This is a genomic window from Aeromonas sp. FDAARGOS 1403 (assembly GCF_019047325.1).
In the GTDB taxonomy this organism is placed as follows: domain Bacteria; phylum Pseudomonadota; class Gammaproteobacteria; order Enterobacterales; family Aeromonadaceae; genus Aeromonas; species Aeromonas dhakensis.
In genome coordinates, this window is the sequence record NZ_CP077249.1 from 3,947,224 (window position 1) to 3,965,341 (window position 18,118).

The window sequence follows — 18,118 nt, forward strand, 5'->3', positions numbered from 1 at the left end:
GGTTAATCATCCAAATTCAACACAGGCTGAGCCAATCGCCCCGACGTCATGCGATTGCGTAAATCATTCCATAATCCCAGGCGTGAGGACTGTCCAGCCAGTTCCCCTTGACCACGCGCCTTCATCAACCACAAGTGACTACCGTTAAAGCTGTATATCGGCACCAGATCCCTACGTTGACTGGCAGGCCGAATCGACCCTATCAAATTATCCAAAATGACGGGCACCGCAGACGGTGTTTCATAGTAAGCAACGACCATATGAAACTGGTTGTAATCCAATGCCTTGACATAGACCATCCGCATCTTTTCATCCGGAACACCCAGCTCCAGCAGGGTAAAGTATTTTGAAATGCTGAAGTCTTCACAATCGCCACCAGCCGCACCCAAAAACTCCAGCGGGGTTGCCCAGTAGTCTTTTTTTCGCCACAACTTGATGTCGTCGATAAACCGCATCTGGTTGAAAAACTGGTTAACCTTCTCCAGTTTCTGACGGTCGGTCAGGCCAGCAGCGCGATTTTGCATTACCAGTGTGCGCCAGGTGGTGACCCGTTTGCCGGCTCTGACGCCGTAGGTCTCCTGAGCCCGTTGTACCAGTTTGAGATCTTCAGGGGTAAGAGGCTGGCTGGCGGAGAGCAGTAGCGGCAGAGATATCAGAAGCAGCCAAAGTGACCAGCGTAACCAGCGAGCGCGCAGCCGCTGGGTCAAACCGGAGGTTGACGCCATGCCGATACTGCTTGCTCTATCCCATCCGGTCACATGCATCTTCGACAGATCCAATGGTACTCACTGCATTGGCCAGAGATGGCCGTCAGAGACAAGGGATGGCGGCAGCCCGGCTGCAACCATCCCTTTCACTCGCATCAAACCTGATGCGCACTCCATTACTGTTTGGCTTGCCAATCGGCCGGCTGCTTCACATTGAATGCGTTGAGCAGGCTGCCAGTGGCATTGAGGATCCGATAATCCGCCAGCAGGGAGTCATACTCGGCGGTAATGTAGCTGCGGCGCGCTTCAAACAGTTCGTTTTCGGTGTTCAATACGTCCAACAAGGTACGTTGACCGAGACCAAACTGCTTCTTGTACGCCTGCACAGTGTCATAGCTTGCATCCACGTGTTCTTTCAGGAAGGTCTTCTGTTTAGCCAAAGACTCTTTTGCGTTCCAGGCCAGGCGGGTTCCTTCCTCTACCTGACGGAAGGCATTCATGTGAATGTCCTTGGCCTGGGAATAGAGTGCGGAAGTGGCCTTGCTCTGGGCCAGATCGGAACCACCGCGGAACAAGTTGTAGCGCATCCGTACCATGGCGGTCAGGTCATCGTTGCGCCCCTTGACGGCATCAATATCCTCATTCCAGTTTTGGTCCACTTCAAAGGTGACGTTGGGATAAAAACCGGATTTGGAACCTTCATGCTGGTATTTGGCAGCTTCGATATCCTGCAGGGAGGAGAGCAGCGTCGGGTGAACTTCGGTTGCCGTCTTCAGTGCAGCATCCAGGCTGCTAGGAATGAGCTGAGCATCCGGAACCGGCTGTACCAAATCTTTTGGCATCTCGTTGACCACCCGGATGAACTCACTTTCGGCATCGCGATAGTTGTTCTCGGCGGCAGCCTGGTTGGCATAGGCTCTGGCTACCCGGCCATCGATCTGGGTCTGGTCAGCGGTCGAACCCAACCCCGAATCGGTCCGCTTGCTGATGTCGCTGCGGATCTGTTCGTGGGTTTCCAGGTTCTGCTTGGACAGCTCCAGGATCTCCTGCTGGCGCAGCATGTTGAGGTAGACCTCGGCCACCCGCAGTGCCGTGTTCTCCGCCTCGGAGATCATGGCCAGGCGCTGGGCATTGGCTTCGGCATCGGTACGCGCCACGTTGCTGCTGACGTTGAAGCCGTCGAACAACATCTGGCGCAGGCTGATACCAGCCTCTTTACGGGTCATGGAGTCATCGATGGTGGTCGAGTTTGCACCGGCCGCACGGGTGGTCGGGCTGTCAGTCTTCTCGTAGCCGACACCGCCACGCAGATCGATGGTGGGGTAGTAACCCCCTTTGGCCCCATCATGCTGATACAGTCGCGCCTGATAGAGATCAAAAGCTTCCTTGATTTTGGGATGGGTAGCCAATGACTGTGCCACTGACTCCTCCAGTGTTTGTGCCTGGCTTAGGCCCGGGAACAGCACGGCGCCACTTACTAACATGGCAACAATCGTCTTCTTCATGGTATCTCCAGTCATGTTGTTTTTAGATTGTTGGCTTATCGTTCTCTCAGTGCCGACTGCTTTGCCCGTAATATCGGCTTAAGCAAATAGTCTAGGACACTTTTTTTACCAGTAATAATATCTGTACTGGCTAACATACCGGGGATGATGGGAAGTGCGTTAAGCTCATCGCCCAAGTAACTCTTCTCGGTGCGTACCCGAACCAGGTAGAAGGAATTGCCATCTTCATCCTGAATTGAGTCGGCACTTATCTGCTCAACCTTGCCATGCAATCCACCATAAATGGTGAAGTCATAGGCAGTGATCTTGACCACGGCTTCCAGCCCCGGTCGCAGGAATGCGATATCTTTCGGCGACACCTTGGCTTCGACCAGCAGGGTGTCTTCCAGCGGTACTATCTCCATCAGATCCATGCCGGGCTGGACGACGCCACCCAGGGTATTGATCTTGAGCTTCTTGATAGTGCCTTTGAGCGGGGCGATGACGCTGGTGCGATCCACCCGGTCACGCAATCCTACCTGCCCCTCGGACAACTGGCTCAGTTTGCCCTGCCGCTCGTTGAGTTCGGTTTGCGAATCGGCCCGGAACTTCAGCGCAATATCGTTGCGCTTGGAAATGGTTTCTCGCAACACGGAGTCAAGCTTGGGGATCAGCAGCCTATTGCTTTCAAGCTCCCCCTGCATCTCGTTGACCTGGCGTTCCAGCTTGATCAACTCAACCTGGGGCACGATCCCCTCTTTGGCCAGGGGACGGCTGATATTGAGTTCCTGGCGCGCCAGATCCACACTGCGTGCCACCGTCCTTATCTTGGCATTGAGCTCTATGGTCTCCTGCTCTTTCTGCTCGATCTGCTGACCCAGAATATAGAGCTGGTTGCTCAGGTTGTTGAGACGCTCATTCTGCACCGACTTTTCCCGTGTCGCATATTCGGCAAACACGTTCTCATAACCGTCCGGAAAAACGATGGGCTGCTTTTCGACCACCACCTGTTCACGCCAACCCAGATTGGGGCCTGTCTTGACCACCACGCTCTGGATCTCCGCCCGCAGTCTGGCGATATCCCCCTTGAGGGTCACCAGCTCCTGCTCGCGCTCCCGAAAATCGGAACGGAAACGGGTATCATCGATGCGCAGCAGTGGCTGCCCTTTCTCGACGATATCCCCTTCCTTCACAAAGATCTCCTTGACGATCCCCCCCTCCAGGTTCTGGATCACCTGCAGTTGACGTGACGGGATCACCTTGCCCTGGCCGACGGTCACCTCATCAAGCTCGGCCCAGGCCGCCCAGACGATGGCACTCATGAAAAACAGGAAGCAGGCCCACAGCAAGGCACGTGCCCTCGTCGGGGTACTCAGCAGGACGGCGGCCGCACCGTCATCCACAAACTCAAGGTGTTCCGGGGCCGGCAGCACAGTATCGGATGGCGCCTTCTTGAACAGGCCAAACTTAGCCATTGGAGGCCTCCTGTACGCGCACCTTGCCCTCTTTCAGCTGTTGCAACACCATTTCCTTCGGACCATCGGCCACCACCTGGCCCTGCTCGATCACGATGACCCGTGAGGCTACGTCAAGCATGGTGGTCTTGTGAGTGATGACGATCAGGGTCGTTTCCGGCCCAAGTCTGGCCAGCTCATGCTTGACCTGCATCTCCGACTGGTTATCCATGTTGGAGGTCGGTTCGTCCATCACCAGTATGGGGGGATCATTGAGCAAGGCCCGGGCCAGCAAGATGGCCTGACGCTGGCCACCGGAGAGCTGACGGCCCCCTTCCCCTATCTGTCTATCCAGCCCATTGGGATCCCGGTTGGTGAAGTTGGTCACACCGGCCCGCTTGGCAGCCCGCATGACTCGCACATCATCCACCAGCGGATTGCCCAGCATGATGTTGTCGCGTACCGAGCCAAAAAACAGGGTCACATCCTGTGGCACACAGCCTATATTGCGGCGGATCACCGAGGCCGGCAGCTGATCGAGTTCAAAACCATCGAGCCGTACCGAGCCGTCGGTGGGCCGATAGAGGCCCATCAAAATCTTCTCGAGCGTCGTCTTGCCCGCCCCGATCCGGCCAATGATGGCCACCTTCTCACCTGGCTCGATGCGCAGGTTGATATTGTGCAGGGTGCTGGTTTCCATCCCGGGATACTTGAACGACACCTTGTCAAACTCGATCCGACCGGAGATCACGGGATGGTGGATATACTGCTTGCCCTCCTCCTGCTCGCCCGGCGTGATCATGATCTTCTCCAGGATATCCAATGCAGACTTGGCCTGGTTGTAGCGGGTCGAGAGTACCGACAGCTGTACCATGGGCGCGATGGCGCGGCTCGACAGCATGACGGCAGCAATCATGCCCCCCATGGTGACCAGTCCTTCCGAGATCTGGTAAACCCCGACAATCACCAGTGCCACCGTCACCACCTGCTGGATGTAGCTGGCCAGCGATGACATGGAGTTGGTGATGCGGCGGGTCTGTACACCCCAAGTCGAAATGTGGGACACGGCCTGCTCCCAGCGGTGCTGGAACATGCTCTCGGCACCAAAGATCTTCACGGTTTCGAGGCCCGAGATGCTCTCGATCAGGTTGGCGTTTTTCTGGGAAGCGAGCCGTGAGCCCTCTTCGATGGACTGCTTGAGTGGCGCCTGGATATAGAAGCTGTAGATGATGAGGATCACCATGGCCACGATGGGCACCACCACCATAACGCCGGCAAAGATCCAGATAATGAACAGGAAGAAGATGGCAAAGGGCAGATCGATGAGGGTAGATACCGTCGCGGAAGTGAAAAACTCCCGCACCGATTCAAACTCCTGCAGATGCTTGGCAAAGGCACCGGTCGACGCAGGACGCGACTCCATCCGCATGCCCATCACCTTGGCAAAGATCTTGGCAGACAGCAGCACATCGGACTTTTTGCCGGCGATGTCAATGAAGTAACTGCGCAGTTGGCGCATCACGAAGTCGAAGGTGAACACCACCATGGCGCCGACCGCCAGCACCCAGAGCGAATCAAACGCCAGGTTGGGCACTATCTTGTCGTACACGTTCATGGTGAACAGAGGGCTTGCGACTGCAAACAGGTTGATAAGGATGGAGGCGACCAGCACATCCCGATAGATACCGCGAGATTCGAGCAGGGTGCTCCAGAACCAGTGACCATCGCGGGTCTCCAGCACCTTGGGTGAACGCTCATCGAACTTGAACTGCTTTTTGACAAAAAACAGCCGCCCCAGATACTCATCACCCAGTTGAGATGCACTCAGCCATTGGGCCGCATCCCCCGCCTGAGGAAAGATCACCTTGCCCTGGGTTCTGTCTTCGTTCCACTCCAGCAGAATGCAGGCGCCGCCGTTGCGCATCTGCAGCACGCAGGGCAGCAACAGGGGGGAGATCTCGTCGAGAGACTGGATGACTTCCCGGGCGGACAAGCCACCCCGCTCGGCGGCACGGCCGAACAGATTGGGCGTCAGCAGACCGGATACCAGCGGCAGGCCGGTGGTGAGAGCGTCCTTGCTGTTGGGTACCCCATAAAAGCGGGTCAGAAAGACCAGGCACTCCAACAACTCGTCAATACGGTTAGTTTCTGCTTGCATAGCATCCTGTCACTGCATGATTGGGCCGGCTGTCTCGCCATACCGATATTCAAGCCTCACGGGCATCGTTGGCGTAGACATGCCCGTGACATAAAGAACAGCGCTCCCCAAAAAAGGAGCTACAGCCTGATACACACTAAAAGCACAGGTACATGACACTGGATGTCATCGACAGACCTGAACGGCACTATGCCCAAAGCGGGGACGGCAGGTCAGGCTGTTGATCGCGACACAGGGTGGCGTCATGCCCGATATATCCCGTCCAAATTGGAAATAATACAAGCTTATTGATAATGATATCTTTTTCAAGCCAAGTACTATATCAAGACAATTTTACCGAAACTATACCGCAAAGACTGAATTTCATCTAATAACCCACTGTTTTTTTAATGAAATCTGACGACCTAATCAATATTGCCCACAAGGGAAAACGGGCGCCCCAACGCCTGACCCTGAGGACCGGTGCGGGCCAGCGCACTAGCAATATCGGCCATCGCTGTCCAGCGATTCTCGCACCAGGCAGGAGCCAACAGGGTTGGCCGGCGCGCTGAAGCCGAGATGCGGTGATACACCACTTCGGGGGGGGTGTGCTGGATCATGGCGACTGCCGCCTCGACATACTGCTCCAGACTCAAGACATCAAGCCTCCCCGCCTGCCAGGCCTTGCCGAGAGTACTGCCCTCCACCACGTGCAGCGGGTGAAGCTTGATCCCCTCCACGCCGGTATCCACGATACGGTGCAGGGTATCCAGGCTGTCCATCGGCACCTCGCCGGGCAAACCTACGATGAGGTGGGCACACACCTTGATGCCCCGCTGATGGGCCCGGGTCACCGCATCCACATAGGCGGCATAGCCATGGCCCCGGTTGATGCGCTGCAGCGTCTTGTCGTTGGCGCTCTGCAGCCCCAGTTCCAGCCACACCTCGTAACCCCGGGCCTGATAACCGGCCAGCAGGTCCAGCACCGCATCCGGCACGCAATCTGGGCGCGTCCCCACACACAAGCCCACCATGTCGCTCACCGACAACGCCTCTTCATACATGCGCTGCAGGTACTCCACTTCGGCATAGGTGCTGGTATAGGCCTGAAAATAGGCGAGATAGCGCTTGGCGCGGGTCACTTCGTCCCGACGGGCCAGCAGTTGCTGCACCACGGAGAGCTGCTGGGCCGATTCGTCGGCAAAGGAGGAAACACTGCAGAAGGTGCAGCCACCACGCCCCAGGGTGCCATCACGATTGGGGCAGGTGAAAGCGCCGTGAATGGAGAGCTTGTGGATCTTCTGGCCATGGCGCTGCTTGAGATCCTGGCCGAATGTATTGACGAGTTCGTGTAACTGCATGACACCTCCAGTAAAGGAGCGTCATTGTACGAGCTTGCCCGTACGGGGCGCTGCGCTGGATCAAGGGATACGAGAGTCAGAAAACATATAAATATTCACCAATAACAGGATAAATATCAGTTAACCGGACATTCTCGACGCTTTCGAGACCCATCCCCCTTCTGACCAGCCTTCAGCATGGCTGCATAATTGTTAGCTAACATTCTGTTGAATAATGAAAATTTTTCTTTAGACGGGGATTTGGCAAATGCAAGTCATTCACATCAGTAATGTGATCTCAACCAGCCACTCCGGCAGTGAATTGGTAAATTTACTACAAACACCCACACCCACCGAGTCAACCAACAAAACCCGACACATCAGGATTTAATCTCGCAAAAATAAAAAACACCAGAGCAATAGCCAATTACCACCCCATTTATCCTCGCGCATCGAGATTTTGTTATGACATTGTAATAATGAAAACAGCCGGGATGTCCAATTGACCTTGCCGAAAAATCCCATTAGTTTGGAGATTCGCCACCTCAGGCGGACGGAACCACAAGAGCCAATCGCAATTTATGCAGTCTGTTGACGACAGCGCGATGCAAGGCCGAGCAAGGGAGAAATGCAATGTCACTATATGATCCAAAGCTGGAGAGGGATAACTGTGGCTTCGGCCTGTTGGCCCACATGGAAGGTGAAGCCAGCCACAAGCTTGTCCGTCTCGCGATGTCAGCATTGGCTCGCATGCAGCACCGCGGCGGTATCTCCGCCGATGGCAAGACCGGCGACGGCTGCGGTCTGTTGCTGCAAAAACCCGACAGCTTCTTTAGAGCGGTCGCCGAAGAGAAGGGATGGCACCTGGGTCGCAACTACGCGGTCGGCATGCTGTTCCTCAACCCCGATCCCATCCTGGCCCAGGCCACGCGCGACATCATCGACGAGGAGCTGGAAAAGGAGACCCTGAGTCTGGTCGGCTGGCGCAAGGTGCCCATCGATACCAATGTACTCGGCTCCATCGCCAAGGCGTCCCTACCCAGCATTGAACAGGTCTTTGTCAACGCCCCGCCTGGCTGGGTCGACAAGGATCTCGAGCGCCGCCTCTACATCGTGCGCCGCCGCATCGAGAAGCGCATCAGCGATGACTACTTCTATGTGGTCAGCCTCTCCAATCTGGTCACCGTCTATAAAGGGCTGTGCATGCCGGTGGACCTGCCGCGCTTCTATCTGGATCTCGCCGACATCCGCATGCAGGCGGCCATCTGCGTGTTCCACCAGCGCTTCTCCACCAACACCAGCCCACGCTGGCCGCTGGCGCAACCGTTCCGCTATCTGGCCCACAATGGCGAGATCAACACCATCGCCGGCAACCGCCAATGGGCCAAGGCGCGCAGCTACAAGTTTGCCACCCCGCTCATCCCGGATCTGCAAGAGGCCGCCCCCTTCGTCAACACCACGGGGTCGGATTCCTCCAGCCTGGACAACATGCTGGATCTCTTCCTGGCTGGCGGCATGGACCTGTTCCGCGCCATGCGCCTGTTGATCCCGCCGGCGTGGCAGAAGCACCCGAACATGGATGACGACCTGCGCGCCTTCTACGACTTCAACTCCATGCACATGGAGCCCTGGGACGGCCCGGCCGGCATCGTCATGACCGACGGCCGCTACGCCACCTGCGCGCTCGACAGAAACGGCCTGCGTCCGGCCCGCTACGTCATCACCAAGGACAAGTTCATCACGCTGGCCTCCGAAGTGGGCACCTGGGACTACACCCCGGACGAGGTGCTGGAGAAGGGCCGGGTCGGCCCAGGCGAGCTGTTCGTGGTGGATACCAGCAACGGCAAGATCTGGACCAGCTTCGAGATCGACGACGACCTCAAGAGCCGCCACACCTACAAGCAGTGGATGGACAAGCACTGCAAGCGACTGGTGCCGTTCGAGCAGATGGATGACGCCAGCACCGGTGCCCGCGAGTTCTCCGACGATCAGCTGAAAACCTATCAGAAGCTGTTCGGCTACTCCTATGAGGAGCTGGATCAGATCATCCGGGTACTGGGTGAAAACGGCCAGGAAGCGGTGGGCTCCATGGGGGATGACACCCCCATGGCGGTGCTCTCCTCCAGCCAGCGCACCCTGTACGACTACTTCCGCCAGATGTTCGCCCAGGTGACCAACCCGCCCATCGATCCGCTGCGGGAGAACCACGTCATGTCGCTGGCCACCTGTATCGGCCGCGAGCAGAACGTGTTCAACGAGACCTTCGGCCACGCCCACCGGGTGCTGTTCCAGTCGCCGATCCTGCTCTACTCCGACTTCCACCAGCTGCTGGCCCTGGAAGGGGAGCACTACCGCCATCAGGTGATCAGCCTCAACTTCAGGCCCGAAGAGGGGCTGGAAGCGGCCATTCTACGCGTCTGTGAAGAGGCAAAGGCTGCCGCCAAGGCCGGCACCGTGCTGCTGGTGCTCTCGGATCGGGACGTCAGTGCCGACACCCTGCCCATCCCGGCCGCCATGGCGGTGGGGGCGGTGCAGCGCACCCTGGTGGACAACAACCTGCGCTGCGACGCCAACATCCTGGTGGAGACCGCCAGCGTGCGCGACCCGCACCACTTCTCGGTGCTGCTGGGCTTTGGCGCCACCGCCATCTACCCCTACCTCGCCTACGAGACCCTTGCCAAGCAGGTAGAAGAGGGCGTGCTCAAGATGAGCCTGCGCCAGGTCATGCTCAACTACCGCAACGGCATCAACAAGGGGCTCTACAAGGTGATGTCCAAGATGGGCATCAGCACTGTGGCCAGCTACCGTTGCTCCCAGCTGTTTGAAGCGGTGGGCCTCTCCAAAGCCGTGGTCGAGATGTGTTTTCGCGGCGTATCGAGCCGCATCCAGGGTGCCGATTTTGCCGACATCCAGCAGGATCAGTTCAATCTGGCCCGTCAGGCCTGGCTGGCCCGCAAGGCCCTCACCCAGGGCGGCCTGCTCAAATTCGTCCACGGCGGCGAGTACCACACCTACAACCCGGACGTGGTGCAGACCCTGCAAGTGGCGGTGCGCTCCGGCAACTATGCCGATTACAAGGAGTACGCCCGCCTGGTAAACGAGCGGCCGGTCGCCACCCTGCGAGATCTGCTCACCCTCAAGAAGGTCGACAACCCGGTGGCGCTGGAACAGGTGGAGCCTGCGGCCAAGCTGTTCCCCCGCTTCGACTCCGCCGCCATGTCCATCGGCGCGCTGGGCCCGGAGGCCCACGAGGCGCTGGCGGTGGCCATGAACCGCCTCGGCGGTCAGAGCAACTCAGGCGAAGGCGGTGAAGATCCCAAGCGCTTCGGTACCGAGAAGAATTCGCGCATCAAGCAGGTGGCCTCGGGGCGCTTTGGCGTCACCCCCCACTACCTGATGAACGCCGACGTGGTGCAGATCAAGGTGGCCCAGGGCGCCAAGCCCGGCGAAGGGGGCCAGCTGCCCGGTGACAAGGTGACGGCCCAGATCGCCAAGCTGCGTTACTCGGTGCCCGGCGTGACCCTGATCTCGCCGCCGCCCCACCACGACATCTACTCCATCGAGGATCTGGCCCAGCTCATCTTCGACATCAAGCAGATCAACCCGAACTGCCTGGTGTCGGTGAAACTGGTCTCCGAGCCCGGTGTTGGCACCATCGCCTGCGGCGTGGCCAAGGCCTATGCGGACTTCATCACCGTCTCCGGCTACGACGGCGGCACAGGTGCGAGCCCCCTCACCTCGGTCAAGTACGCCGGCTCCCCCTGGGAGTTGGGGCTGGCCGAAACCCAGCAGGCCCTGGTCGCCAACGGCCTGCGCCACAAGGTGCGCCTGCAGGTAGACGGCGGTCTCAAGACAGGTCTGGACATCATCAAGGCGGCCATCCTCGGCGCCGAGAGCTTCGGCTTCGGCACCGGCCCCATGGTGGCGCTCGGCTGCAAATACCTGCGCATCTGCCACCTGAACAACTGCGCCACCGGCGTCGCCACCCAGGATGAGAAGCTGCGTCGCGAGCACTTCACCGGTCTGCCGGAGATGGTGATGAACTACTTCAAGTTCATCGCCGAGGAGACTCGCGAGCTGATGGCCCAACTTGGCGTCACCCAGCTGACCGACCTCATCGGTCGCACCGACTTGCTGGAGGCCCTGCCCGGCCTCACCGCCCGTCAGGCCAAGCTGGACTTGTCCGGCATCCTGGCCCGTCCGGTAGCACCAGAAGGCTCCAGCCTGTTCAGCCAGCAGCACAATCCCACCTTCGACAAGGGGCCGCTCAACCTCAAGATGGTGGAAGACCTGCTGGAGGCCGTCGAGAACATGAGTGGCGGCGAGTTCCGCTACGACATCCGCAACACTGACCGCTCGGTGGGGGCGCGTCTGTCCGGCGAGATCGTCAAGCGCCACGGCAACCAAGGGATGGCGGCCGATCCGGTCAAGGTGCACTTCAACGGCACCGCAGGCCAGAGCTTCGGCGTCTGGAACGCAGGCGGTCTTGAGATGATCCTCACCGGGGATGCCAACGACTACGTGGGCAAGGGGATGACCGGCGGCAAGCTGGTGATCAAGCCCCACGTCGGCGTGGCGTTCAAGTCCCACGAGGCAGCCATCATCGGCAACACCTGCCTCTACGGCGCCACCGGCGGCAAGCTCTATGCGGCCGGCACCGCCGGCGAGCGCTTCGCGGTGCGCAACTCCGGCGCTCTCGCGGTGGTCGAGGGGATTGGCGACAACGGCTGTGAATACATGACAGGCGGTATCGTCACTGTGCTCGGCGAGACCGGCGTCAACTTCGCGGCGGGCATGACAGGGGGCTTCGCCTACGTGCTCGACGAGTGCGGCAGCTTCGCCAAGCGCACCAACCCCGAGCTGGTCGAGCTGCTGGAGGTGGCGGATCTCGCCATCCACCAGGAGCACCTGCGCGGCATCATCACGGCGCACCTCAACGAAACAGGCAGCTCGCGCGCCGAGGAGATCCTGGCCAACTTCGACTCCTATGTGCCCAAGTTCAGGCTGATCAAACCCAAGTCCAGCGACGTCAAGTCCCTCTTGGGCCACACCAGCCGTTCCAGTGCAGAACTCAGAATCCAGGCGCAATAAGGAGGGAACCCTATGAGCCAGAACGTATTCCAGTTTATCGACGTCCAGCGGGTCGACCCGCCCAAGAAGCCGCTCAAGATCCGCAAGATCCAGTTTGTGGAGATCTACGAGCCCTTCAACCAGGCCCAGGTCGGCATGCAGGCGGATCGCTGCCTCGACTGCGGCAACCCCTATTGCGAGTGGAAGTGCCCGGTACACAACTACATCCCCAACTGGCTGAAACTGGCCAACGAGGGGCGCATTCTGGAGGCGGTGGAGCTCTCCCACCAGACGAACAGCCTGCCGGAGGTGTGCGGCCGCGTCTGCCCGCAAGACAGATTGTGCGAGGGTGCCTGCACCCTCAACGATCGCTTCGGCGCCGTGACCATAGGCAACATCGAAAAATACATCACCGACAAGGCGTTCGAGATGGGCTGGCGCCCTGACCTCTCCAAGGTGGTCAAGACCGGCAAGCGGGTCGCCGTCATCGGTGCAGGCCCGGCCGGCCTTGCCTGCGCCGACGTGCTGGCACGCAACGGCGTGACCCCGGTGGTGTTCGACAAATACCCGGAGATAGGTGGCCTGCTCACCTTCGGCATTCCCTCCTTCAAGCTGGAAAAGGAAGTGATGCAGCGCCGTCGCGAGATCTTCGAGGGGATGGGGGTGGAATTTCGCCTCGAGACCGAAGTGGGCCGTGACGTCACCTTCGCCGACCTGCTCGGCGAGTTCGATGCAGTCTTCCTCGGGGTCGGCACCTACAAATTTATGAAGGGCGGCTTTGCCAACGAAGAGGCGCCGGGGGTCTACGACGCCCTGCCCTACCTCATCTCCAACGCGAACCGCTTGCTGGGCTTCGAGAAGGCGCAAGCCGACTACATCGACTTCGCCGGCAAGCAGGTGGTGGTGCTGGGGGGCGGTGACACCGCCATGGACTGCGTGCGCACCGCCATCCGTCAGGGGGCCGAGCGGGTGATCTGCGCCTACCGCCGGGATGCCGAGAACATGCCGGGCTCCAAGCGGGAGGTGAAGAACGCCCAGGAGGAAGGGGTGGAGTTCATGTTCAACCTCCAGCCCATCGGCGTGGAGCTGGACGCCCATGGCCGTACCTGCGGCATCAAGGTGGTGAGCACCGCGCTCGGTGAGCCCGATGCCAATGGCCGACGCAATCCTGTCGTGATCGAAGGCTCAGAGCAGGTGCTGCCCGCCGATGCGGTGGTGATGGCGTTCGGCTTCCAGCCTAACCCCCAGCCCTGGATGGCAGAGCACGGGGTCGAGCTCGACGGCCGGGATCGTATCAAGGCGCCGGAGAAGGCCGAGTACGCTTTCCAGACCAGCAACCCCAAGGTGTTTGCCGGTGGTGACGCGGTGCGCGGCTCGGATCTGGTGGTGACCGCCATCTACGAGGGTCGCAAGGCGGCCGAAGGGATCATGGACTATCTGGCCGTATAACCCGCCATCCCTGACCTGTACCAACTAACAAACAGCCCCGCTTATGCGGGGCTGTTGTTTTATGTTTGCCGCAAACTGCGATGCAATAGCGGGCACACCCTAGCCGGGTCATGTCGATGAGGCGCTTGGAGATCATGAAAAAGGGACATGAGACGAGCGGCGGGATGGTCACGGCACATCATGAACGACTCCGCTGGCGGTAGCGCGCCAGCGGAGGGGATCAGGCGGGTTGCGGCTCCCGCGGTATGGTGGTGACCCAGTGACGACGCCAGTGCGGCGCCTCGTAGAGATCGGGCCAGAACTCGGTCTGGTGCCAGATGGCATTGCCGCGCACAGTGTGAAAGGTGATGGCACGGGCCTCCACCTCGCCATCGGTGATCAGCACCTCGGTCACCACTTCCCGCCCCTGCTCCAGCAGGCGGACGACGTCGAAGTTCCAGGGACCGGCCGCCGGATAGCGCCGGTTAATCTCGACGAAGTTGCAGCGCCCTTCTATTCGCTCCCCCGACTGGGGCCAGTCGCAGATGAAATCTTCGCACAGCCAGCGGGCTGCCTTGGCAAAATCATTGCTCTGCATGGCCTGCCAGTAGGCCTCCACCACCGCTCTTGGTTCCATGGTCTTGTTTTCCATGCCAGCCCTCCTACAGACGCACCACCAGCCACTCCCCCTTGCCCACCGGCACCAGCGAGGTCGCGAAGGCCGGATCCTGCTCCACCTCTGCCATCCACTCGGCCAGCTCCTCCCGATGGGAGACGGCATTGTCCACCACCAGCAGGCCGCGGGGGGCCAGCAGGCGCAGGATCTCGGGCCACCAGGCCTGGTAGTGGCGGCGATCGGAGTCGAGGAAGATGAGCTGATAAGCGGCCTTCGGCAGGGTGGGCAGCAGGGTGCCTGCGTCCCCTGCCAGCTGCTCAATCCAGGGGTCGAGCCCGGCGCGCTCAAAGTTGGCGGCCGCCATGGCCCGTTTGCCCTCGTCCAGCTCTATGGTGGTGACCCGGCCCCCCAGCCGTTTCACTGCCTCGGCCAGCCAGAGGGTGGAGTAACCGTTGGAGGTGCCTATCTCCAGCACCACCTGTGCCCCTCTCGTCTGGACCAGCACCGCCAGCAGTTCGCCGGTGTCGCGGGTAATGTTGAGCATCTTGCTGCCACGGGAGTGTTGTGCGCCGTCGTGCCGCTCGCCAAACAGCTCCAGCTCCCGTTTCAGTTGTTCCAGTGCCATGTCTCCTCCTTGACGGTGTAAACGAGTCGGCCCGGTGCATGGCATGGCTGGGCCGACCCCGATGTTCATCATGTGGCTGCCTGTTCGTCATCCGGGGGCGTATCCCCCAGCAGGTAGCGAGGGCCGCTGCCAAGGGCGGCGGCCTGATCATCCGGATTGTAAAGTGCGCAGTGCTCGAGGGAGAGGCAACCACAGCCGACACAGGCGCCGAGCTTCTCCTTGAGCTGCTGCAGGGCCGCGATGCGCCGATCGAGCAGCCCCTGCCACTGACCGGCAATCCCGACCCAGTCGCTGCGATCCGGGGTGCGCCCCTCGGGCAGGCCGGCCAGGGCCTCGCCTATCTCGCCAAGGCTCAGCCCCATGCCCTGCGCCACCCGGATGAAGGCGATGCGGCGCAGCACATCCTGCGGATAGAGCCGCTGTCCCCCGTCGCTGCGCACGCTGCGGATCAGCCCCTTCTGCTCGTAAAAGCGCAGGGCGCTGGCCTTGACGCCGGAGCGTTTGGCAATCTGGCCGATGGCCAGCCATTTGCGTTCCATCGCCACGCTTGACCTCAAGTTAGCTTTAACTTGCACAATCCTGTCTCCCCTCATGAAAGGAGTCAAATGATTATGCATTATCTTCATCAACTGCTCGATGCCAACCAGGCATTTGCCCTCAATGGTCGCGGCACCACCAACCACTGCCCGATGGCGCTGCACGCCCTGCATGAGATGGGCGCAAGCCCAGTACGGCTGCAGCATTTCTTTGCCCACTGGCAGGCCAATCATGCCCTGCCGGGGGGTGAGCAACAGCAGGGGAATGAAAAGGAGATGCAGTTTGTCCGGCTGCGTCAGCAGTTGGCAGCACGGCTGGCCGACGAGGGATGGCTGCCCGCCTTTGGCAACCTGCTGGAGCAGGGGCTCTCGCCAGCGGGCGGCGCCTTTCATCCGCTGATCCGCCTGGCCTGCGCGCTGGAAAATGGTCACCTGGGAGAGCAGGCTGCCGCCCTGGCTGCATGGCAATGCAGCCCCTTGCGGGTGCCGGCCGGGCAGGGAGCACCGGTGCAGGATATCGACGACCTGCTGAGCGTACTGGCGCAGCAGTGGGAAGGGTCGCGCTGGCAGGGCGACTGGATCACCGAGCGACTGCGGCAGGTGACAGATGCGCCGACCTGGGCGGCGAGATTGCCGGGCGGGCTCCCGTCATCCTCGGATCTGCTGGTGCAGCTGGCCGACGCAGCCCTCGCCCTCTACTGGCAGACCGGCAACTTTACCGTGCTGCACATGGTGACCGGCAGTCGCGCCGCCGCCATCGTCGCCCGCCATTTGCCCGCGTCATGGCAAGGGCGCTGGCAGACCCTGATGTGGCAAGCGGTAGCGGCCGCCTATGTCACGGTCGGCGCACCGTCACTGCAAAGGCCGGTCTGGCCCGATACCGGCAAGCTGGCGTGGCAACACGTGCTGGCCAGCGCGGTGGAGAGCCTCGACGATCATGTGATCAAGCTGGTGCATTGCTGCTGGCGGGAGGGACTCGCCAGGCCTTTGCTGGCAGAGCATTATCTGGCGGTGGCCGCCCGTGCAACGGGTCTGCTGGCTCCTCTCACCAAGCCGGATGCCATCTAGGTAGTACGGAGGGGCCGCCCCTAGGAGGCGGGCAGCCGGGTGAAGTGAATGACGGGGCAGCGGGGGGCCACGCCCCGGGTCAGGGTCAGCGGCTGGGCACGGTAGCTGAGCCGGTAGCTGCCGGGCCGGGAGAGATCGTAGACCAGGGTCAGGTCCGCGTCGGCCTGACTCTGCTGACCGGCCCCCAGCAAGAAGAAATCCTCGGCGCCCGGGTTGCCCCGCTTGGCCAGCGGGCCCTTGTAAGGTATAGGCTGTTCGTCGAGGGTGAGATCGATGGCATCGGCAAACCAGCCTTCAAACGGCGTGAACCAGCTCAGCACCTCGAGTGGCCTCTCCCCCCGGTTGGTCAGGGTCATCACCAGCGGCAGCGGCTCGTTGACCCGGCTGTGTGCCTTGACCGACAGATCGCACTGCAGGGGGGCCAGCGCCAGGGTGGTGAGCAAGAGTGTCATCATGGTCGCTCCTTCCTGTGACAAACGGCATGGACAAGAAGGGGCCTTGCGGCCCCCGGTCGGCAAATCAGTTTTCGCTCGGCGTATTCTCGGCGAAGTACTCGTGGTTGTCGGCGTTGTTGAGCGCCTTGACCGGATCCGTCTTCGCCAGGTTGCGGGCATTGGCCTGACCGTAACCCAGATCGTCGGTGCCCGCCACCACATTGAAGTGGCTCAGCTCGTGGACAATGGTGCCGGCACGGGAGTCAGTCCCGCTGACCGGTGCGGTCCAGAAGCTCTTGCACAGGTAGACCTTGTAGGGCTGATCCGGATAGACATAGGCAAAGTAGCTCTGCTTGCAACCACAGTCGAAGGTGAGCGGCTTGTTGTCGATGGCATCCTTGATCTTGCTGAAGTGGGTCTCTGCCTGATCCCAGCGCGACGCATCATAGGCGCCAAACCAGCTGCGGTAACGCTGGCCATCCGGCTTGTCCACCGCCAGGTAGCTGCTGGAGTTGTTGGTGATGCCGCTGGCGGCATCCAGCGCCGCCAGGATGTCGCTCTTCTGGGTGTTGGTGCAGCGGCCGCTGAAACTGACCGAGGCGGTCACCGCCTGCGGCTCGACCAGGGGAGCCGCCTTGGCCAGCACCCGTTCGTCGCTCACCCCTTCCACCCACAGGGTCACGGCATTGGACTCGCTCGCCTGGGCCTGCTTGGCCTTGGCGGCTTTCGCCTCTTGTGGCAGCGTCGGCAGCAGATAGCGGATGCTGTACTGGCCCTGGGCGCTCATGTCGTAGAGACCGGAGACTTCAGCCTGCACCGTCAGGCTCTGGCCGGCCTTGAGCAGCTGGAAGTCCTTGTCGGTCGGGGCAGCCCGCTTGATCAGGGCCCCCTCATAGCTGACCTGCTGGCCGTCCCGCTCCACCAGGAACAGGGGGGCATCCTCGCTGCCCGGCAGTTGCCATTTGAGCAGGCGAACCGGCTTGTCCCCTGTGTTGGTCAGGGTCAGGTTGACGCGCACGTCGTCGCTGCTGCCATCCACCAGGGTGAGCTTGGCATCGAGCCCGGCGGCGCAGAGCGGAGAGGCCAGCACGCCGGCCAGCAACAGGGCAATGGGAGTCGCTTTCATCATGTTTCCTCATTCATTGAGTGTCGCCTTGTCAGGCGGTTTGCTTCCTTCAAGGCCCTCTTTGGGGCTCAACCACCCTAGAGCAGTTTTTTT

13 protein-coding genes are annotated in these 18,118 nt (G+C 60.5%); 3 read left to right on the forward strand and 10 right to left on the reverse strand.

The genetic code is table 11. From position 1 onward, the window contains the following. Positions 1–2: 2 nt before the first annotated feature. The 5 genes from I6L33_RS18110 to I6L33_RS18130 all read right to left on the reverse strand — a co-directional run bounded on the left by I6L33_RS18110 (position 3) and on the right by I6L33_RS18130 (position 7,143). Entirely contained in the window at positions 3–725 is a 723-nt protein-coding gene (locus I6L33_RS18110) for a transglutaminase-like cysteine peptidase (protein WP_216974147.1), read from the reverse strand. A 158-nt stretch (positions 726–883) separates the two neighbouring features. Further along, positions 884–2,212 carry a TolC family outer membrane protein gene (locus I6L33_RS18115; RefSeq protein ID WP_005302546.1) on the reverse strand — a complete coding sequence of 443 codons (1,329 nt, stop codon included), beginning with the start codon at positions 2,210–2,212 and terminating at the stop codon, positions 884–886. A gap of 35 nt (positions 2,213–2,247) precedes the next feature. Then, complete coding sequence (locus I6L33_RS18120) at positions 2,248–3,666, reverse strand: HlyD family type I secretion periplasmic adaptor subunit (protein ID WP_095592471.1); 1,419 nt, start codon at positions 3,664–3,666, stop codon at positions 2,248–2,250. Beyond that, positions 3,659–5,803: a type I secretion system permease/ATPase gene (locus tag I6L33_RS18125; RefSeq protein WP_005302550.1), complete on the reverse strand. Its 2,145-nt coding sequence runs from the start codon at positions 5,801–5,803 to the stop codon at positions 3,659–3,661. Before I6L33_RS18125 ends, I6L33_RS18120 begins: the two co-directional genes overlap by 8 nt. Positions 5,804–6,207: 404 nt before the next feature. Continuing rightward, complete coding sequence (locus tag I6L33_RS18130; RefSeq protein ID WP_216973058.1) at positions 6,208–7,143, reverse strand: TIGR01212 family radical SAM protein; 936 nt, start codon at positions 7,141–7,143, stop codon at positions 6,208–6,210. A gap of 612 nt (positions 7,144–7,755) precedes the next feature. Between I6L33_RS18130 and gltB the strand changes: the two genes are divergently transcribed. Then, positions 7,756–12,213, forward strand: coding sequence for a glutamate synthase large subunit (gene gltB, locus I6L33_RS18135; protein WP_216973059.1), 4,458 nt, complete (start codon positions 7,756–7,758; stop codon positions 12,211–12,213). A gap of 12 nt (positions 12,214–12,225) precedes the next feature. After that, positions 12,226–13,641, forward strand: coding sequence for an FAD-dependent oxidoreductase (locus I6L33_RS18140; RefSeq protein WP_216973060.1), 1,416 nt, complete (start codon positions 12,226–12,228; stop codon positions 13,639–13,641). A gap of 220 nt (positions 13,642–13,861) precedes the next feature. Here the strand turns inward: I6L33_RS18140 and I6L33_RS18145 are convergent, their stop codons facing one another. From I6L33_RS18145 to soxR, 3 genes are all read right to left on the reverse strand, one after another. Continuing rightward, entirely contained in the window at positions 13,862–14,272 is a 411-nt protein-coding gene (locus I6L33_RS18145; RefSeq protein WP_005302558.1) for a nuclear transport factor 2 family protein, read from the reverse strand. 10 nt (positions 14,273–14,282) lie between these two features. Beyond that, entirely contained in the window at positions 14,283–14,861 is a 579-nt protein-coding gene (locus I6L33_RS18150; RefSeq protein WP_216973061.1) for an O-methyltransferase, read from the reverse strand. 68 nt (positions 14,862–14,929) lie between these two features. After that, positions 14,930–15,400, reverse strand: coding sequence for a redox-sensitive transcriptional activator SoxR (gene soxR, locus I6L33_RS18155; RefSeq protein ID WP_005302563.1), 471 nt, complete (start codon positions 15,398–15,400; stop codon positions 14,930–14,932). A gap of 66 nt (positions 15,401–15,466) precedes the next feature. Between soxR and I6L33_RS18160 the strand changes: the two genes are divergently transcribed. Next, positions 15,467–16,465, forward strand: a complete 999-nt coding sequence (locus tag I6L33_RS18160; protein WP_216973062.1) for a questin oxidase family protein — start codon at positions 15,467–15,469, stop codon at positions 16,463–16,465. Positions 16,466–16,485: 20 nt separating this feature from the next. Here I6L33_RS18160 and I6L33_RS18165 read toward each other — a convergent pair whose 3' ends face one another. Beyond that, on the reverse strand, positions 16,486–16,920 hold the full coding sequence (locus tag I6L33_RS18165) for a protease (protein WP_216973063.1): 435 nt from the start codon (positions 16,918–16,920) through the stop codon (positions 16,486–16,488). A gap of 64 nt (positions 16,921–16,984) precedes the next feature. Further along, positions 16,985–18,028 carry a M35 family metallo-endopeptidase gene (locus tag I6L33_RS18170; protein ID WP_019840285.1) on the reverse strand — a complete coding sequence of 348 codons (1,044 nt, stop codon included), beginning with the start codon at positions 18,026–18,028 and terminating at the stop codon, positions 16,985–16,987. Positions 18,029–18,118: the final 90 nt, after the last annotated feature.

What these genes read in the sequence shown, in the direction of transcription:
- I6L33_RS18110 (WP_216974147.1), bottom strand. Translation starts at nt 725, where the DNA reads ATGGCGTCAACCTCCGGTTTGACCCAGCGGCTGCGCGCTCGCTGGTTA.
- I6L33_RS18115 (WP_005302546.1), bottom strand. Translation starts at nt 2,212, where the DNA reads ATGAAGAAGACGATTGTTGCCATGTTAGTAAGTGGCGCCGTGCTGTTC.
- I6L33_RS18120 (WP_095592471.1), bottom strand. Translation starts at nt 3,666, where the DNA reads ATGGCTAAGTTTGGCCTGTTCAAGAAGGCGCCATCCGATACTGTGCTG.
- I6L33_RS18125 (WP_005302550.1), bottom strand. Translation starts at nt 5,803, where the DNA reads ATGCAAGCAGAAACTAACCGTATTGACGAGTTGTTGGAGTGCCTGGTC.
- I6L33_RS18130 (WP_216973058.1), bottom strand. Translation starts at nt 7,143, where the DNA reads ATGCAGTTACACGAACTCGTCAATACATTCGGCCAGGATCTCAAGCAG.
- gltB (WP_216973059.1), top strand. Translation starts at nt 7,756, where the DNA reads ATGTCACTATATGATCCAAAGCTGGAGAGGGATAACTGTGGCTTCGGC.
- I6L33_RS18140 (WP_216973060.1), top strand. Translation starts at nt 12,226, where the DNA reads ATGAGCCAGAACGTATTCCAGTTTATCGACGTCCAGCGGGTCGACCCG.
- I6L33_RS18145 (WP_005302558.1), bottom strand. Translation starts at nt 14,272, where the DNA reads ATGGAAAACAAGACCATGGAACCAAGAGCGGTGGTGGAGGCCTACTGG.
- I6L33_RS18150 (WP_216973061.1), bottom strand. Translation starts at nt 14,861, where the DNA reads ATGGCACTGGAACAACTGAAACGGGAGCTGGAGCTGTTTGGCGAGCGG.
- soxR (WP_005302563.1), bottom strand. Translation starts at nt 15,400, where the DNA reads ATGGAACGCAAATGGCTGGCCATCGGCCAGATTGCCAAACGCTCCGGC.
- I6L33_RS18160 (WP_216973062.1), top strand. Translation starts at nt 15,467, where the DNA reads ATGATTATGCATTATCTTCATCAACTGCTCGATGCCAACCAGGCATTT.
- I6L33_RS18165 (WP_216973063.1), bottom strand. Translation starts at nt 16,920, where the DNA reads ATGATGACACTCTTGCTCACCACCCTGGCGCTGGCCCCCCTGCAGTGC.
- I6L33_RS18170 (WP_019840285.1), bottom strand. Translation starts at nt 18,028, where the DNA reads ATGATGAAAGCGACTCCCATTGCCCTGTTGCTGGCCGGCGTGCTGGCC.